We start from the raw sequence: 13,807 nt of genomic DNA on the forward strand, positions 1-13,807 counted from the left end.
GAGAGCCGTCTGCTCATCCCAGCAGCTTATACATCTTTTTTAAGGGTGTTTTTGCCTGCATCCAGCGCTTCTGAAATAGATGAAAACGAACTAATGAGATGTTCCGATGAATTTGGAAGGAATATCTTAGTGGCTTTGCCTTCACTCAAATTCTTGCTGATCGTATTGCCAGCATGCAGTTTGAGATAATAGGTGATGTCCGGGTGCTCCTGGATCACCTTGGCGATAACCTCATACCCATAAGATTCCGCTTCAAACTCCATCTTTTTAGCATCCGCATCTGCTTTTGCCTTAATGATGATGGCCTCCGCCTCGGCGGCAGCGGCAACTTTCTTACCATCGGCAATGGTTATCTCATACTCCCGTTGGCCCTCGGCTTCTTTGATCTTTGCTTCACGCAACCCTTCGGCATGGAGGATTTGCTGTCTCTTCTCGATATCTTGCTGTTTCTGGTGCAACAATTGTTCAGCAAAGGCGCCCAGCTCAAATTCTTTAATCTCAAGCCTGACAACTCGAATCCCCCATTCGTCGGTGGCCTTATCGGCTTCCCGTGTGAGCGATTCGGAAATAAGAGCCCTGTTGGAATACGTTTCTTCGAGAACATGGTTTCCGATTTCCGCCCGTAAAATCGATTGGACCAACTTGCGCAGTGAACTGGTGTAATCCGTCACCTTGAACAGGGCTTTGTAAGGATCAAAAACGTTGAAATAGATAATGGCATTAACCTCAAACTGAACATTATCCTTCGAAATAACACGCTCTTTGGGATAATCATAAACAATTTCCTTGATATCTACCTCATTGGTTGAAATCACATTTGAGGTCATCGGATCGGTAATCTTAAAAGTGTACACGTTCCCCAGCAATCCCCACAATGAAACAAAAGACTGCATCCCCGGTGTCAACGTTTTGACGTATTTTCCGAACCTTGTGATAACAACATTGGTTCCTTCCTTGACAAAAACAAAACGAACGACCCACAACGTTAACAAACTCAAAATCTTATCCATCTATTTCCCCTCAATATACGTCCCAAAACATTTGGCGTTACCAACCCATGCTTGGATTTCGAACACCCAACAACAAACCCGTCGATAAGCGACATGCCTACGGGTGCAAAAAAACGGCTTGTAGGTTGACCCACCCGAAGCAGTTCAGAGCTCTCAAGTGGCAGATAAGCCAGTCTTCTACCCAACATTGACAGCCTACTCACAAGATCAAAACAAAGTAATTACCTAATACGAGACGTGTCGAGTCTCTACCATACTTATAAGTCATTTATATTTACTTCATCTATAGGCTACAGGGGCCACCACTGTGGGCCAAGAAGCCATGTATTGATTTCTCATACGCCTGAAATTATTTTTTTTCAATTTGAAAAAACTTAGCGATACGTAGGAAAGAACACTTTCAACAAATAAATAGTCACTGGCATTGAGTCAGTCCGAAAATTCACCGATTGCCCTAATCGGTGGGTGATTTTTTTATGGAGTTGGAGGGAGCCGAGGATCCGGGCGGAAACGGCCTGCAACTGGACATCAAGTGGTGGGGAATCCGGACCATCACCGAGGACCTTCTGGCCTGGAAGTACGCCTGGATCTGCCTCATGGTGCCATTTACAGGGAAGAGAAGGAAAGGATGAAGGAGCGGAAAAAACGACGAATGGGGCCAGGGTATCTCGTCTGTGAGGCGGGTTTTGGTTCGGTTTTGTTTGATTTGATTATGCCGGAGCCAGTATCTCGTGGGGAGGCGGAAAAAAGCCGCACGGGAGTGCGGCGCTCCTAAGGAGTGCCGGTGTTTGGTTCACGTGGGGGTAGTGAAGCTGTGGGGGCTCACGGAAAAAAGCCGCACGGAAATGGGTCAGGGAACTTCAGAAGCATCGACCAATATCCTATTTATTTAATAACTTTTTCACTAACTACGACCCTTTCCAAAACAAAATAGGCACCCCGAATCGGGGTGCCCATTGCCGTTTTAGATTTGTGGAAATAAATAATCATACAATAGTTCGCCAGAATACCGCTGGGCTTTGACCCGAGGAACGAGGGTCAAAGCCCGGCGGTAACCTGCTTTCAATGTGGCACACCTTGCCGCCGGAGGCTTTTTTTGTACTTTTATCTATTTCCTGACACCTTATCTCATGTGCCGCAAGGTGGCGTATCCGCCTGCCACGGCTTTGACGTCGTAGCCTCGGTGCTTGAGGATACGGTAGCCGAGGTAACCGCGGAGACCGATGGCACAGAGAACCAGGATACGCTTGGACTTGTCGATTTCGTCGCAACGGTTTCGGATCTGGTCCACGGGAATGTGGAGGACGTGGTCCAGGGTGCCGTTTTCCTGGATCTCTTCGTCGGTGCGCACATCAAGGATGAGGTCTTTTTCCGGATCTGCTGCGAGGGTTTCTGTGTAGTCGATCATCTCCACGTCACCCATGAGGATGTTGCCGGCCACGTAGCCTGCGATGTTCACGGGGTCTTTGGCTGAGGAGAAGGGGGGAGCGTAGGCCAGTTCGAGCTCCTGGAGATCGAAAACGGTCATGCCAGCCTTGATGGCCGTTGCGATGACATCGATGCGCTTGTCCACGCCTTTGCCGCCCACGATCTGAGCACCCAGGACCTTGCCGTCGTTGGGGGCGAAGAGAAGCTTGATGGCCATCATCTCGGCGCCGGGGTAGTAGCCTGCGTGGGAGCCGGAGTGGGTCCAGCTGGCTTTGTAGGGAATATTGTCGGCTTTCAGACGCTTTTCGCTCATGCCGGTGGAAGCGGCGTTCATGTCGAAAATCTTGGCGATGGAGGTGCCGAGGGTGCCTTTGTAGACAGAGCGCCTGCCGGAAGCGTTGTCGGCAGCGATGCGGCCCTGGCGATTGGCGGGACCGGCCAGGGGGATCACCGACTTCTGCCCCGGAGACGTAGTCCAGGGTGGTGACGGCGTCGCCGGTGGCAAGGATGGCGGGATCCGAGGTCATCATGGAGGCGTCCACGCGCACCCCGCCCTTGTCGGACATGGCCAGGTCGGCGGCCTTGGCAAGGCTTGTTTCCGGGCGCACGCCCGTGGCCAGGAGCACCAGGTCATATCGTCTGGTTTCAGAACCTTTTCCGTTCTGGAGAACCACATCGTAGGCACCGTCTGTGGCCTCGATGCCCTGCACCGATGTGGAGGTAAAGACCGTGGTGCCCTTGCTCTTTACGTGGGTTTCAACGGCGGCGGCCATCTCCACGTCCAGGGGGGGCATGATCTGGTCGGTGAGTTCCACCACGGTGGTCTCGACGCCACGCTCCACGAGGTTTTCTGCCATCTCCAGGCCGATGAATCCGGCCCCTGCCACCAGGGCGGTCTTGGGAGCCTTGGCGTCCACGTAGCGCTTGATGCGGTCGGTGTCCGGGATGTTTCTCAAGGTAAAGACCCCGGGCAGGTCGATGCCCTTGATGGCCGGGCGGAAGGGCTCGGCTCCGGGGGAGAGGATCAGGCGATCGTAACCTTCCACGGAGGTCTTGCCGGTCCTGACGTCCCGGACCGTTACCTCTTTTTTCTCACGGTCGATGTCCGTTACCTCGGTCATGCTGCGGATATCCACGTTGTAGCGACTGGAGAAGGACTCTTCGGTGGTTACAAGAAGGGCGTCCCGCTCGGTGATCACCCCGCCGATGTAATACGGCAGCCCGCAGTTGGCAAAGGAGATGTACTCACCCCGTTCAAAAATAATAATCTCCGCGTCTTCTTCCAGGCGGCGTGCCCTGGCCGCAGCCGTGGCACCCCCTGCAACTCCTCCGACAATGACGATTCTCTGCATCTGTATCTCCCAATATTGGTATTGTTATTAATTAAGTATCCTTGTGGGCTCCCTTGCCCGACTATTTCATGAGAAAACGACCATACCAAATATATATTTTCTCATTACAATGGGTTACCAAGAAAAATCGATAGATTCTAGACAACATATCATCCACTGTATTCTGCTCGATTTTCTCACCCTTCGGGCGAGCCGAGTGCACCCATCTTCCGCGTTATCAGAGCTTTTATAAAGCCACGACTTCTGCAGCTCTGATGCCTTGAATATGGGTGCACCCGATTCGTGAAATATCCGGGCTTGGGGAGCCAGTTTTCTCGAATGGGTTACATTTTTTGTAACTATTCAGATCAAAAAAGCCTCCGGCGGCCCTGCCGGGGGCCAACCTTTTAAAAAGTTTGATAAACAGGTCTCAAGTAATCATTCACAGGCTCCGCCAAAACAATTCCGACATTTTCGCACCCGTGCTTCGTTTTCAAGAAAAGTGAAACAGGCCTCTCCGGAAAAGAGCATTGCAAGATGTCGCACATCACGCGAATGCTTCGATAACATTAGAAAAAAGAGAGCTTCCATGCATTCGCCATAGGGTTTCAGGGTGCACACCCCCTGGCACCGGAGGCCTTTTTTCTTTCTCTTTGACCACAGAGTTCATAACCGAATCGCGGGTACTATTTCTACCAAAAAAATTATCTGTTTTTCAACATCCCCGGATGATGGCCTTCATCTTCGGGTTCTTCGGCGTGACAGACGGTGCAGGTGATGCGCCCGATGACGCCCGGTTCGCCCATGTATGCGATGGACTGGTTGTTGGTGCCCTCGCGGGATGCGGGGAGCAGTTCATGGGCCCTGCTGTGGCAGGCAGTGCAGGAGAGGGCCTCCATCTCGTCTTTCATGACGCTGAACCGCGCATCCGGGGATGAGGTCATGGAGGCGGTGGCGTCTGCCGAGGGCGGTTCAAAATCCTGATGACAGGAGAGACAGTCGGGAAGCTGAGCATGGGCTTGCCGTGGAGAAACCGTCTCCAGGGTGGCATGCAGGGGCGCCTTTAAGGGAACGACTTCATCGGCACTCACCTCCTTGAGAAGCCGGGCCGTATGAACCGTGAGTGAGCCGTGACACCGGGTGCAGTCAAGGGGCTCTCTGTGACGACCGGAGAAAAAGGCGGGGGCATGCTCAGGGCCGCTGTCGTGGCAGAAGCGGCAGGAGGCCTCGCTTTTGTCGGCCATGTAGGGGTTATGCCAGCCGTGGAGGGCAGCCGAAGGTGAGGCGGAATCCCCCGCCCCGCGGCAGCTTCGGCAGGTTATGGATGTACCTTTCGCGGCCCGTGTCGCCAGAGACGTGCCGCTGTTTTTGTCGTGGGCGGCCAGGATCTGCGCGGCGGTCTCTTCTCCGATGCCCGCAGGGTCGGGGGACCCGCCGTGGCAATGGTAGCAGCCCCGGGGGGCATCGGGTTCTGGGGGCAACAGGACAGTGTTCAGCTCCTGGCCGTCAGCGGTGGCCGTCACCTGGCAGGAATCATTGAAGCGCCCCTGCCCTGCTTCGGCCACCCAGGTGCCGAGGTCGTCGTCAAAAGTCATGGGATAGGCATCCCCACCCGATGCCACGGAGAGTTCGGCCCCGTCCATGACCACCTCCGGAAAATCTCCCGGCATCACCATGGCAGCCTGGATGCGCTGGGGCACGGGTTTTGTCGAGGTAAAGAGGGGGCTTTGCAGACGCCCGTTGCCCTGGGTCCGGCGCCAGGCCAGGAGCACGGGTTCTTTTCGGGTTTGGGGGTCGGGTTGAGGGGCGATAGCCATTGCAGGCTTTTGGGGCGCAGGCGCAACTGTTTTTGGTCCGTGGAGCCCCTGGGTCAGCCAGTCCGCCAGGAGCTGCCGCTCCCGGGCATCCCCAAAAAACGGAGGCATATAGGTGTGGAGCACGCCCTGACCAGCCAGGGCCTGGCTCAGGCCCTGGGGGATAGCGTTCGGTGAGGGGCCGGATGTCGTTGATGGGGCCACCCACGCTGTGGCAGGAAAGGCACTGAGCCTTAAAGAGGTTCCGGCCGGTGAGCTGGTCCCCGACAAGCCAGGGGGAGCGGCTTCGGAGCCCGCTTTGGTTCAGCTCGCCTGCATGTTGGGGCGAGAGGTTGTTGGCGTAGAGCACCCCAGGGATGATCCAGGGTTTGCGCGCGTGCTCCCGCACCATCTCAAACAGCCCCATGTGAAGAAGGCCCAGGGCCAGAACGACCAATGCCAGGGGTTTTCTAAGGCCCCGATGTTTCAGAATCCACATGCAGGCGGCAAGGGCCATGATGACAAGGGTCAGGCTGGTGAACCCCGAAATGAGGCCGGGAACGGCAGCGGCAAATTCATAGCGCCCTTGAAGGTGCGCCTCGGGCACCCAGGCAAGGTAGAGACGCCCTGAGCCGAGCACGGCAAGCCCCATGCCCACCACCCAGAGGGTGTAAAAACCCAGCACCTCTTCCCGCACCTCGTCTACCTTAGAAAAGGATGCGGTGACAAAGCCGAAAAGCCCTGCGGCCCAGATTGCCAGAAAGGTTCGGAACAGGGTGGAGGGCCAAAAGCTGGGGTTGAAGAAGGCGTCCGTGAACCGGCCGGTGGCGGCCCAGGCCCCGGGGGTGAGCATGAAGCTGATCACCCCGTTAATGATGAAAAGGGAAAGCCAGGCTGCCCCGAAATAGATCCACCCCACCCGGAGATGGTCTGTGGGCGACAGAGAGTCGAAGCGGTACCAATAGATGAGAAGGGCCGTGATCTCCACGGAGAAGAAGACCCACTCGGCGGCCCAGGCAAAGAGAAACACCTCGATGAGTTTGCCCGTGGCATCCGGGCTGAGGATGCCGATGGTGAACCAGATGGCCACCCCGGAGAGACCGCCGAAGACCATGGTGAGCAGGAGGAAAAACTTCGTGTGCCCTTTCACATAAGCCAAAAGGGGCGCGCTCTGGCGTTTTCGTGCCCGGGCTTCGGTGAGCACCAGGAAAAGCCCTCCCCCCACGGCAAAATGGGCTACATAGACATGGGTTACGGCTATAATGGCGATAAGAAGGCCCCCGCCCCCAGTAAAAAAATCGAGCACCGGATAGCTCATGCCTCACCCCCTTTGCCGAGAAGGCTCAGCATGTAAGCAAAGGCAGCGCCCCCTGCAAGCAGGGCCAGGGCAAACATCATCAGGGAGCCGTAGTCGGCAGGCCCTGTTGTGATGACGGGCGCCAAGAACCCGGTGCGCACCTGCTCGCGGTAGCAGATCATGAGGGTCAGGTTCCCCAGGGCCCAGGCGGCGCAACTCTTTAACCGGCCCGCAAGGAGGAGTCCTGCCAGCACAAGGGCCGAGGCCGCCAAAAAATAAACGGAGAGCACGCCGCTTTCCGCCCCCTGCCTCACGGCCTCGGGCAGAGAGACAAAATGGAAAAGACCCGTTGCCGCCAATAAGATAAAAACTCCGACCCCAAGGTAAAGCCCCGGGCGCCCGTTCAACGGGCCTGCCTTGCCCAGCAACCGGCTGAGGAGCAGGGCATGGAACAGGGCCGCCAGCACCACGTGGCCCCATCGCAACAGGGTGTCTGCCCCACCCGCAAAAAGAATCCAGCCGTGGGGGGAGTCCGCATAGCGTGTCCACTGTTCCGGCTTTGCCATGAGGTCGATGTTGCAGACAAAAACAAAGGAGACAAAAAGAAGAAGCAGGGCCACGGCAACGGGCTGCTCTATGCCCGGACCTGGAAGGCTGTTCCGGGGGAGACCGCAAGGTACGAGAGGGCGTAGGCGGCCATGACCACCACCGGCACGCCGATCCACCACCCGGCCATGAGAATGGAGCTGGTGTAGATAAAATGGGCGAAAAGGGCCTGACAGAAGAGCAGGGGCGCAACCCCTGTGTTGACGGCAAAGGCCGTCCACACAGGCAGGCGAGGCGCCTCCGGTGCCTCGCCGTTGCCGCTGAAAAAACCGGCGGCATAGATGAGGGCGCCTCCAAGAAGAAGGGTCATAACCGCCACGTGGGCTGTGAGGGTTGCAAGGTGAAGTCCCCGAACGATCCAGGCAGGGACGGGCAAGGCGACGCCTCCGGCGTGCAGGCTCTCAAATACCATGGTCTCTCCCCCATCTGCTTTTGCATAAAAATAGCCTCCGGCGGCACTGCCGGGGGCCAAACTTTTATAAAGTTTGACAAACAGGTCTTAACTCAACTGGGACCACCCCCTCCCGTCCAACGGGAGGCTTGAATGTTAACCGCTCAAAACGGTCCGGTTTCTTTTTGGCCTTGGTCATTGTTTCGACCATCACCGTGTTTTCATCACCATTTAGTCCCCCTTGATCCCTGGAGCGCCGCACTCCGGTGCGGCATGGGTAACAACGGACTAAAAAGCCGCACAGGAGTGCGGCGCTGCATTTTAGTGTGTCTCGCTTCGTGTGATGAACCGTTAATATATGTGAGATGTTATCTACGTCGACCGGTGGAACTGTCAAACGTGGCGAGGCCCCCCAGGTGAGGGCTTACCCTCCAAACTATGTTCACTCGAACGTCATGGATTGATCTCTGCCTTCCAGCATTCGCAACAGGGGGGTTCCCCTGTGCCCCCACCTGGCCGTCGGAGGCAACTGAGTAGCTACAAAAAAAACCGCAGCGCGTGGCACTGCGGTTTTTCGTCTTCAAAATTGTCTACCCCTTGGCGTGGCAGTCAAAACACTTGACCGGGCCGCTGGGGTTCCCTGTTTTTGCCGTCGTGCGATGGCATGCGCGGCAATTGTTCATCACCTGTTTTTTCTTCAGGCCGTTATCGGCAATGAGCCGATCAATGGCGCCTGTCTCCTGGGGAAACATCCCATGGCAGGTGTTGCAGTCCCCCAGGGTTGCCTGATGGTTCCAATGCGGGAAGGCCACCTCTCCGTATTTCCCCTCCACAGACAGAACAAGGGACTCACTCCCCTGTCCGGCAAACGCGCAGCATACACCAACCAGCAGAACGGCTGCCAGCACACTCCCAACCCTTCTCATCCTCGCTCCTTCCAATGCCTCCGCATCAAATCCGCTCGTCGGGTCGTTTGTCTCCGATGTTCTGGGTGTAGTCGATGTTGTCCACAAACGTGCATTTTTCCTTGCACGCCGGACACTCCTCAGGGGGCTCCTTGTCTTTCAGGCTGTAGCCACATGCCGTGCATTTCCAGCTTTTTTCCATGGGTCATCCTCCCTTTGTAACGGGTGGGATACTGATGCGGGGGACAGCCAGGCGGCGTCCCCCGCCAAAGGTCACGGCCGCCTACTTCTTCCAGAGGCCGTGGAGGTTGCAGTACTCCCGGGCGGTGACGGTGTCTGCGTCGATCATAAAGGTCGCCTCAGGGGCGTCACCGGGGTTCAGGTACTGGCGGTAGACCTTGCCGTCGGCAAGGATCTCGATCCACTGAATGTAATGGGCGTCCAGCATGGGGTGGGCCACTTCGCCTACGACCACGCGAAAGCCACCGGCGATTTTTTCAACCACGGGGACATGCTTTTCAACGGCAGCGTCTTCGGTATTTTCCGTAAGCAGGGCCATGTCCTGACCGCAGCAGACGGGGATGGGTCCGCCCCCCACCATCACTTCAACGATATTTCCACACAAATCACATTTAAAAATCTGGTTTCGTTCAATCATAGTGTCCTCCATAAAAGATGGGCATAAGCAGTCCGCCGTCTTGCGGATGCTTGTCGGGGTCACCGTTGCGGTGACGGGTACGCAGGTCGTATTCCCAAGATATGTGGAAGAAATTCTATATTAAATTCCGTTGATTTTCAATTGAAATAGATGGAAATGCCTTGGCCGGTACCCCAGGCTGAGGGGCCTTTATTTGAGCGTATAATAGTACGATTCGCCCTTGTACCGGGACTTCAGCTTCACCTCACGCATGCCCACCTTTTTGCCCGAGATGGTCCGATAGTTGTCCGTGCCCTTCCACACCCAGCTCTCGGATTCTGCAAAAAAGTAAAAGATGCTGTTGGGGCTGCGGGTCATAATCCCCTTTTCCCCTGGGGTGTATTTGGCCCAGGATCGAGTCACCCAGTCTCCGTCCGTGTCCTTGATGCGCACGGCCACCATGACGGTCTCGCTCGTGGTGTTGTGGAACCCGATGTGGTACAGCCCCTTGTTTTCAAGGATCGTGGCCAGGTTGGTGTAGGCCTCATGGGTCTTTTTTACGGCCTCCTCCCCTGCCAGGATCAGGGTGGGGATCATCTCGGTGAGGTCGCTGCTGTCCCGGTACGCCTCGGCCATGGCCAAGGCGGTCTGGCCTTTGTTGTTTGTGGGAGAAAGGGCGACGTCCAAGGCCAGGAGTTTCTGGATATGTCCCCAGCACTGATTCTCAATGGCCACCATGAGGGGGGTATGCCCGTCGCCGGTTCGCCGGTTTTTATCGGCTCCGTGCTTGATGAGGTACTCGGTCTCCTCCTCGGAAGAGAATCGGTTTCTCACGGTGTGGTGCAGGGCGGTGTACCCGTCCTCGTCCGGGGCGTCGATACGCGCACCGGCCCCAAGGAGGCTGTCGACCTTGCCCATGCCGTCGTAACAGACCGTTCGACTTAAGGGGGTACGGCCGTTTTCGTCCCGGATTTCGGTGTCGCAACCGATGGCCAAAAGGGCATCAAGCATGGCGTTGCCGTGTTTGTAGTGGGCCGCAATGTGGAGGAACCCGTCGCCTTCGCTGTTTTTCTCTTCGGTATCAAGGTCCGGGGCCTTCCCCAGGAGTCGTACCATGGCCGTGTCGTCCATCTTCACGGCAAGGGCCAGGGGGGACATGCCGCCTGACGGTTTGGTGTTGACGGACGCCCCAGAGGCCATGGCCGCGTCCACCCCGGAAAGGTCCCCGGCCAGGACCAGCCCGTCCAAAGTGGGCTTGCCCTTGTTTTCCGGCAGGTTCTCCAAAAGGGTGAGGGTCTCCATGGAGCCGTTGAGGGGAAAGCGCACCTGCATCTTTTCGCCGAGAACGCTCACCAGGTCAAACTGGATAAAGCTGCCTTGTTTCAAAGCGGCAAAATCCTCGGGGCCCAGGGGAAAAAAGGGCTGCCTGGGGTCCCCGATAAATGTGACAAGAAACCTTCGCTCTTTGGCCCGGACAAAGGCTGCAAAGGGTGTATCGTCCACAAAGACCCCGGTGAGCTCCCTGATAAATCCTTTTTGGGCGGATTCGGGGTATGCCTTCTCCCACATGGGATAAAGCCGGGGCCGAAAGGAGAGCCAGGGCATCCCCTTGAGAAAAGAGACCTCCAGCAGGTGGGTGCCGAAGACATCCCCTTCAGCGTCCTTGGCACGATACATGGCCACCGCCACACGGGTCTTGGCCTCTGTCTCCCCTTCTTTGGCCTCCGGCTTCCAGGACTTCCAGGCGGCGTCGGGCACCGTAAACATGGAGGTGGCCCTGCTCCGCTCTTTTCGGTAGCAGCCAAGGGTTAGGGACGGCGTGGCGTTGTCCCGGTTGCGGATGTCCAGCTGCACCACATAATAAGCGTCTTTGGATTCTAAGCGTGCGTGGCGAAAGAGGACGCGCACGCCGCCGTCAATGGTTTCTTCCCTGTGGTAAAACGCCAGGCCTTTGTGGATAGCCTTCACCACGTCCCGGTCGGCACCGTCCCAGGTCTCGGGCAGGTGGAGGAACGCTTCCTCCCGCCCCACCGTGCAGGAGAGCTTCAAGCCCGTGGCCTCGAAAAATTCACGGGCCTCAAACCGGGCCTCTTCATTCTCCTCGCCCAGGACAAGGTCTGAAAACGCCCCGCCCTCTTCAATGGTGGAAAAATCCTGACTCAAATGGATATCAAACACAGGGGCCATGACACCGGCCAGGCGTTCGGCCTTCTCCTGGCCGGTCAAATCCCCGGGCGGGGCGGAAAGGCAAAGGGCCGGAAAGCAGACCAACAGGCACAACAGACAGACAACGAGGCTGACACGTCTCATAGGGGGCTCCATGAATTTTTTCAATAGGGTCCGAAACAAGGCACATACGAGGAATCACCATATCACGTTCCCCGCCACAGGGCTTGTAATGTATCGCACACACAAGGGAAGACTTGTCAGGGCCAACGCATGTAACAATTCAGTTGCCTCCGGCGGGTCGTTTTTTGAAAAAAACTCCGCAAAAACGTTTCGGTAAAAACGAAACCTGTTTGTCAAACTTTTCAAAAGTTTGGCCCCCGGCAGGGCCGCCGGAGGCAAAATCTAAACGCGTTTGCCCCGGAAGGCTTGCCATTTGCCATGGCTTGGTGTAAATTCCCGATCTTCAATTTAAGAAGAAGCCCCCGGCCGGTGCACAAGTTCCCTTGCGCACCGGTTTTTTGTGATAAGGCCTGCGGCACGCCCCCCAGGGCAGCCCCGCGCCTATGTTTCGAGGTGAAGCGTATGACGTCTGTGGTATTCGGACTGGATTTTGGAACCAGCAACTCGGCCCTTTCGGCCAATGTCGACGGCAAGGTCTCAATGATCGACATCGACCGGTACAACGAAACCGGCAACACCTTGAAATCGGTCATCTACTACGATGACGAAGAACGCCAGTTCTTCTCCGGCCAGGAGGCGGTGAACCAGTACATCGAAAATGACGCCTTCGGCCGCTACATCCAGTCCATCAAAAGCTTTTTACCCGACGCCAGCTTTGAAAAAACCGAGGTGGGCAACAAGACCTACACCCTGGAGCAGCTCATCGGCATGATCCTGCGCACCATCCGGGAGCGTGGCGAAAAAGCCGTGGGCAAACCCGCCGACAGCCTGGTGCTGGGACGCCCGGTGGTCTTTTCCGAAGACCCCGAGTGCGAGGAGCTGGCCAACCGCAGGCTCTTAAAGGCCGCAGAGCTGGCCGGGTTTACGGACGTGCGTTTCCAGCTGGAGCCCATTGCAGCGGCCCTTGCCTACGAGAACACTCTGGCAGACGGCGAGGAAAAAACCGTGCTGGTCGGTGACTTCGGGGGCGGTACCTCGGATTTTACCATCATCAGGGCCAGGGGCGGCAACACCGGAAAAAGCAAAAACCGGCGCGACGACGTGCTGGGCCTGGGCGGGGTCTACATCGGCGGCGACACCTTTGACTCGGCCATCATGTGGCACAAGGTGGCCCCCTATTTCGGCAAAGAAGTGCGGGTCAAAGCCCTCTACGACGACTTCACCCTGCCCGCTGACATCGTCTCCAGCTCAAGCAGTGGCACCAGATCCCCCACCTGAGGCACCCCAAAATCGAGGCCATCTTAAAGGATATCCACCACAGGGCGGACAATCCCCGGCTCATCGAAAACCTCCAGAACCTCATCGAGGACAACTACGGCTATTTGCTTTTCCGGGCCATCGAAAAGACCAAATGCAGCCTCTCCACCGACGAGTCCGCCCTGATCCGGTTCAAGGAAGGCCAGCTGGCCATCTCCGAGCCCCTTGCCCGCGGCGAGTTTGATGAGATCATCCACGGGGACGTGGAAAAAATCGAAGCCTGCGTGGACTCCGTCATGACCCAGGCAGGCCTCGGCCCCGACGACATCGACACCGTCTTTCTCACCGGTGGGTCCTCCCATATCCTCAAGATTCGGGACCTCTTCGTGCGCCGCTTCGGTACCCAAAAAATCGACAGCCAGGACGCCTTTACAAGCGTTGCCTACGGTTTGGGGTGCAGCAGTTACCTCACAGCCCATTAGGGCCGATGACACACAGCCACCGGGAGCGATAACCGGGGGAAGCGTAGGATGGGCAAAGGCAGCTACCGTTGGGTTTACAACGCCTTTCGTGCCGTGCCCATCACGTGTGCCGAAAAGGTTCTCTGGGGTGGGAAGCTACGGGTTCTCCGTGAAAATGATGGGCACGCTCCGCTTTGCCCATCCTACGGGTGGCATAACCCGGGGCGTAGGATGGGCAAAGGCAAAGCCGCACCTGTTGGGATTACGACGCCTTTCGTGCCGTGCCCATCACGTGTGCCGAAAAGGGTCTGTGGGGTGGGAAGGTACGGGCTCTCCGTGAAAATGATGGGCACGCTCCGCTTTGCCCATCCTACGGGTGGCACTCGGCAAATGAGGATGATA

At 56.8% G+C, this 13,807-nt stretch carries 13 protein-coding genes and 2 pseudogenes; 3 read left to right on the forward strand and 12 right to left on the reverse strand.

The window, feature by feature from the left end:
- Positions 1-26 precede the first annotated feature (26 nt).
- Positions 27-1,010, reverse strand: coding sequence for an SPFH domain-containing protein (locus tag ACOYW1_RS18825; RefSeq protein WP_482419275.1), 984 nt, complete (start codon positions 1,008-1,010; stop codon positions 27-29).
- Between the two features lie 476 nt (positions 1,011-1,486).
- On the opposite strand from ACOYW1_RS18825, the gene ACOYW1_RS18830 reads away from it, so the two are divergent.
- Positions 1,487-1,642 carry a hypothetical protein gene (locus ACOYW1_RS18830; protein ID WP_482419276.1) on the forward strand — a complete coding sequence of 52 codons (156 nt, stop codon included), beginning with the start codon at positions 1,487-1,489 and terminating at the stop codon, positions 1,640-1,642.
- 491 nt (positions 1,643-2,133) lie between these two features.
- On the opposite strand, the gene ACOYW1_RS18835 is transcribed toward ACOYW1_RS18830, so the two are convergent.
- The 11 genes and pseudogenes from ACOYW1_RS18835 to ACOYW1_RS18885 form a co-directional block, all read right to left on the reverse strand.
- Positions 2,134-2,469: a rhodanese-like domain-containing protein gene (locus ACOYW1_RS18835; RefSeq protein ID WP_482423766.1), complete on the reverse strand. Its 336-nt coding sequence runs from the start codon at positions 2,467-2,469 to the stop codon at positions 2,134-2,136.
- A 69-nt stretch (positions 2,470-2,538) separates the two neighbouring features.
- Positions 2,539-2,772: pseudogene (locus tag ACOYW1_RS18840) on the reverse strand (CoA-disulfide reductase); the annotation flags it as partial.
- Positions 2,773-2,917: 145 nt separating this feature from the next.
- A pseudogene (locus ACOYW1_RS18845) lies at positions 2,918-3,790 on the reverse strand (NAD(P)/FAD-dependent oxidoreductase); the annotation flags it as partial.
- Between the two features lie 683 nt (positions 3,791-4,473).
- On the reverse strand, positions 4,474-5,412 hold the full coding sequence (locus ACOYW1_RS18850) for a multiheme c-type cytochrome (RefSeq protein ID WP_482419277.1): 939 nt from the start codon (positions 5,410-5,412) through the stop codon (positions 4,474-4,476).
- On the reverse strand, positions 5,354-6,880 hold the full coding sequence (locus tag ACOYW1_RS18855; protein ID WP_482419278.1) for a cytochrome ubiquinol oxidase subunit I: 1,527 nt from the start codon (positions 6,878-6,880) through the stop codon (positions 5,354-5,356). Before ACOYW1_RS18855 ends, ACOYW1_RS18850 begins: the two co-directional genes overlap by 59 nt.
- Complete coding sequence (locus ACOYW1_RS18860; RefSeq protein ID WP_482419279.1) at positions 6,877-7,479, reverse strand: hypothetical protein; 603 nt, start codon at positions 7,477-7,479, stop codon at positions 6,877-6,879. The genes ACOYW1_RS18855 and ACOYW1_RS18860 overlap by 4 nt, the downstream gene beginning before the upstream one ends.
- A 14-nt stretch (positions 7,480-7,493) precedes the next feature.
- Entirely contained in the window at positions 7,494-7,877 is a 384-nt protein-coding gene (locus ACOYW1_RS18865) for a hypothetical protein (protein ID WP_482419280.1), read from the reverse strand.
- A gap of 569 nt (positions 7,878-8,446) precedes the next feature.
- Positions 8,447-8,782 carry a cytochrome c3 family protein gene (locus ACOYW1_RS18870; RefSeq protein WP_482419281.1) on the reverse strand — a complete coding sequence of 112 codons (336 nt, stop codon included), beginning with the start codon at positions 8,780-8,782 and terminating at the stop codon, positions 8,447-8,449.
- 25 nt (positions 8,783-8,807) lie between these two features.
- On the reverse strand, positions 8,808-8,963 hold the full coding sequence (locus tag ACOYW1_RS18875) for a rubredoxin-like domain-containing protein (RefSeq protein WP_175469652.1): 156 nt from the start codon (positions 8,961-8,963) through the stop codon (positions 8,808-8,810).
- 81 nt (positions 8,964-9,044) lie between these two features.
- Positions 9,045-9,419: a desulfoferrodoxin gene (locus ACOYW1_RS18880; protein ID WP_180140580.1), complete on the reverse strand. Its 375-nt coding sequence runs from the start codon at positions 9,417-9,419 to the stop codon at positions 9,045-9,047.
- A 189-nt stretch (positions 9,420-9,608) separates the two neighbouring features.
- Positions 9,609-11,708, reverse strand: a complete 2,100-nt coding sequence (locus ACOYW1_RS18885; protein WP_482419282.1) for an ankyrin repeat domain-containing protein — start codon at positions 11,706-11,708, stop codon at positions 9,609-9,611.
- Between the two features lie 441 nt (positions 11,709-12,149).
- Between ACOYW1_RS18885 and ACOYW1_RS18890 the strand changes: the two genes are divergently transcribed.
- Positions 12,150-12,965 (forward strand): Hsp70 family protein, encoded by an 816-nt coding sequence (locus ACOYW1_RS18890; RefSeq protein ID WP_482419283.1) that lies wholly within the window; start codon positions 12,150-12,152, stop codon positions 12,963-12,965.
- A gap of 104 nt (positions 12,966-13,069) precedes the next feature.
- Positions 13,070-13,426, forward strand: a complete 357-nt coding sequence (locus ACOYW1_RS18895; RefSeq protein ID WP_482419284.1) for an Hsp70 family protein — start codon at positions 13,070-13,072, stop codon at positions 13,424-13,426.
- Positions 13,427-13,807: the final 381 nt, after the last annotated feature.

It is taken from the genome of Desulfoluna sp. CYM3A (assembly GCF_056829965.1).

Excerpts from the sequence above, each read along its gene's own strand:
- ACOYW1_RS18870 (WP_482419281.1), bottom strand. The coding sequence starts at position 8,782 with ATGAGAAGGGTTGGGAGTGTGCTGGCAGCCGTTCTGCTGGTTGGTGTA.
- ACOYW1_RS18830 (WP_482419276.1), top strand. The coding sequence starts at position 1,487 with ATGGAGTTGGAGGGAGCCGAGGATCCGGGCGGAAACGGCCTGCAACTG.
- ACOYW1_RS18875 (WP_175469652.1), bottom strand. The coding sequence starts at position 8,963 with ATGGAAAAAAGCTGGAAATGCACGGCATGTGGCTACAGCCTGAAAGAC.
- ACOYW1_RS18885 (WP_482419282.1), bottom strand. The coding sequence starts at position 11,708 with ATGAGACGTGTCAGCCTCGTTGTCTGTCTGTTGTGCCTGTTGGTCTGC.
- ACOYW1_RS18880 (WP_180140580.1), bottom strand. The coding sequence starts at position 9,419 with ATGATTGAACGAAACCAGATTTTTAAATGTGATTTGTGTGGAAATATC.
- ACOYW1_RS18825 (WP_482419275.1), bottom strand. The coding sequence starts at position 1,010 with ATGGATAAGATTTTGAGTTTGTTAACGTTGTGGGTCGTTCGTTTTGTT.
- ACOYW1_RS18890 (WP_482419283.1), top strand. The coding sequence starts at position 12,150 with ATGACGTCTGTGGTATTCGGACTGGATTTTGGAACCAGCAACTCGGCC.
- ACOYW1_RS18855 (WP_482419278.1), bottom strand. The coding sequence starts at position 6,880 with ATGAGCTATCCGGTGCTCGATTTTTTTACTGGGGGCGGGGGCCTTCTT.
- ACOYW1_RS18850 (WP_482419277.1), bottom strand. The coding sequence starts at position 5,412 with ATGGACGGGGCCGAACTCTCCGTGGCATCGGGTGGGGATGCCTATCCC.
- ACOYW1_RS18865 (WP_482419280.1), bottom strand. The coding sequence starts at position 7,877 with ATGGTATTTGAGAGCCTGCACGCCGGAGGCGTCGCCTTGCCCGTCCCT.